Raw genomic sequence first — 3,405 nt, 5'->3', positions numbered from 1 at the left:
GTCGGCTAACAGCTCGATCGGCTCCCTGTCGACTTCGACCTCGACGGGCCTCTCCTCGGCCAACAGCTCGATCGGCTCGCTGTCGACCTCGACCTCGACCGGCTTGTCGTCGGCCAACAGCTCGATCACCTCGCTGTCGACCTCCACGTCGACCGGCCTGTCGTCGGCCAACAGCTCGATCGGCTCGCTGTCGACCTCCACGTCGACCGGCCTGTCGTCGGCCAACAGCTCGATCGATTCGCTGTCGACTTCGACCTCGACGGGTCTGTCGTCGGCCAACAGCTCGATCACCTCGCTGTCGACTTCCACGTCGACGGGTCTGTCGTCGGCTAACAGCTCGATCGGCTCCCTGTCGACTTCGACGTCGACCGGCCTGTCGTCTGCCAACAGCTCGATCGGCTCCCTGTCGACCTCGACCTCGACGGGCCTGTCCTCGGCCAACAGCTCGATCACCTCGCTGTCGACTTCGACCTCGACGGGTCTGTCGTCGGCTAACAGCTCGATCGGCTCGCTGTCGACCTCGACCTCGACGGGCCTGTCCTCGGCCAACAGCTCGATCGGCTCCCTGTCGACTTCGACGTCGACCGGCCTGTCGTCGGCAAACAGCTCGATCACGTCGCTGTCGACCTCCACGTCGACCGGCCTCTCGTCGGCCAACAGCTCGATCGGTTCGCTGTCGACGGGCCTCAGCTCGACGAACAGTTCGGTGACGTCGCTGTCGACTTCCACGTCGACCGGTCTGTCGTCGGCTAACAGCTCGATCACGTCGCTGTCGACCTCCACGTCGACCGGCCTCTCGTCGGCGAACAGCTCGATCGGTTCGCTGTCGACGGGCCTCAGCTCGACGAATAGCTCGGTGACGTCGCTGTCGACTTCCACGTCGACCGGTCTGTCGTCGACTAACAGCTCGATCGGCTCGCTGTCCACCTCGACCTCGACGGGTCTGTCGTCGGCCAACAGCTCGATCGGCTCCCTGTCGACCTCGACCTCGACGGGCCTGTCGTCGGCTAACAGCTCGATCGGCTCCCTGTCGACTTCGACCTCGACGGGCCTCTCCTCGGCCAACAGCTCGATCGGCTCGCTGTCGACCTCGACCTCGACCGGCTTGTCGTCGGCCAACAGCTCGATCGGCTCGCTGTCGACCTCGACCTCGACCGGCTTGTCGTCGGCCAACAGCTCGATCGGCTCCCTGTCCACTTCGACCTCGACCGGCTTGTCGTCGGCCAACAGCTCGATCGGCTCCCTGTCGACCTCCACGTCGACCGGCCTCTCGTCGGCCAACAGCTCGATCGGCTCGCTGTCGACCTCGACCTCGACCGGCTTGTCGTCGGCCAACAGCTCGATCGGCTCCCTGTCGACCTCCACGTCGACCGGCCTCTCGTCGGCGAACAGCTCGATCGGCTCCCTGTCGACTTCGACCTCGACGGGCCTCTCGTCGGCGAACAGCTCGATCAGTTCCCTGTCGACCTCGACCTCGACCGGCCTCTCGTCGGCGAACAGCTCGATCGGCTCCCTGTCGACTTCGACCTCGACCGGCCTGTCGTCGGCCAACAGCTCGATCAGTTCCCTGTCGACTTCGACCTCGACCGGCATCACCTCGCTGTCCACCGGCCTGAGCAGCACGAACAGCACGATCCTGTCGCTGTCCACGTCGACCTCGACCGGCATCGGCTCGTTGTCCACCGGCCTGAGCAGCACGAACAGCTCGGTGTCGTCGCTGTCGACCTCGACCTCGACCGCGATCAATGACGCGAAGACGCACTACTACAGCGTCAACGACAACGGCACGACGCAAGGCAACTACGACAACAAGGGCGCGGTGGGTATCAACTCCCTCGCCGCCGGCGTGAACGCCAGCGCAGCAGGCAACAGCAGCGTGGCAGTCGGCGACGGTTCGAACGCGCAGACGAACGGCGCGGTCGCGATCGGCCAGAACGCATCGGCAACGGGCGGCAAGGCCGTGTCGATCGGCTCCGGCAACACGGCAAGCGGCGACGGCGCAGTCGCGATCGGCGACCCGAGCATCGCAACGGGTACCGGCGCGGTGGCGATGGGCGCGAACGACACGGCGACCGGCAACGGCGCAGTGGCGCTCGGCAACGCGAACACGGCCAACGGCGCGAGCGCGCTCGCACTCGGCAGCTCGAACCAGGCGCTCGCCGACAACACGATCGCACTCGGCAACCAGGCCACGGCCAACGCCGTCGGTGCACAGGCCTACGGCTCGGCTGCGAAGGCTACCGCCGCCGACGCACTCGCCTTCGGTACGAACGCACAGGCCAACGTCGCCAACTCGATCGCACTCGGCGCGAACTCGGTCACGAGCACCGCGAACCCGACATCGAGCGCCACGATCGGCGGTGTCACGTACTTCTTCGCGGGCAGCTCGCCGGTCGGCGTGGTGAGCGTCGGCGCACCGGGCCAGGAACGCCAGATCACGAACGTCGCGGCAGGCCAGATCTCGGCCAGCAGCACGGACGCGATCAACGGCAGCCAGCTCAACGCGACGAACAACGCGGTGAATGCGCTGTCGACGTCGACCGCGTCGAACGTCGCGTCGCTGTCGACGGGCATCAACTCGCTGTCCACCGGCCTGAGCGCGACGAACAGCAACGTGGCCTCGCTGTCCACGTCGACCTCGACCGCGATCAACTCGCTGTCGACGGGCCTGAGCACGACGAACAGCAACGTCAACTCGCTGTCGACGTCGACCTCGACCGGCATCGGCTCGCTGTCCACCGGCCTGAGCACGACGAACAGCAACGTGGCCTCGCTGTCGACCGGCGTGACCAACATCAACAACACGTTGAACTCGCTGTCGACGACGATCAACAACAACACGACGCGCGCCGCCAACAACAACGGCATCGCGGCCGACATGAACGGCAAGGGCACCGACGTCCCGACCGTCACCGCGGGTTCGAACTCGGTGGCGATCGGCGCGAATTCGACGGACGGCGGCCGCTCGAACGTGGTGTCGGTCGGTAGCGACACGCAGCAGCGCCAGATCACGAACGTCGCACCGGGTACGCAAGGCACCGACGCGGTGAACGTGAACCAGCTGACGCAAGTGCAGACGACGCTGTCGACGGCACTGTCGGGCCAGCAGGCGCAGATCAACTCGCTGGGTTCGCAACTGCAGCAGACCGACCAGATGGCGAAGCAGGGTATCGCGGCAGTCGGCGCGATGGCATCGATCCCGCAGCTCGATCGCGACGCCAACTTCGGGATGGGCGTGGGTACGTCGACCTTCCTCGGCCAGAAGGCGATGGCGGTCAACATGCAGGCTCGCATCACGGAGAACCTGAAAGCGTCGATCAACGGCGGCTTCAGCGGCGGTCAGAAGGTGATCGGCGCCGGCATGCTGTACCAGTGGAAGTAACGCGTCGCGCCGCCAGGCCGCCC

At 66.2% G+C, this 3,405-nt stretch carries 1 protein-coding gene; it reads left to right on the top strand.

The features are described 5' to 3' along the window. Positions 1-3,382, top strand: a 3,382-nt coding sequence (locus G3O00_RS41330; RefSeq protein ID WP_206146451.1) for a YadA-like family protein, incomplete at its 5' end; no start/stop codon positions are given. Positions 3,383-3,405 lie beyond the last annotated feature (23 nt).

The sequence above is a fragment of the Burkholderia sp. Ac-20384 genome (assembly GCF_017104605.1).
GTDB classification, from domain to species: Bacteria; Pseudomonadota; Gammaproteobacteria; order Burkholderiales; family Burkholderiaceae; genus Burkholderia; species Burkholderia lata.
This window is presented reverse-complemented; position numbering and strand designations above follow the sequence as displayed.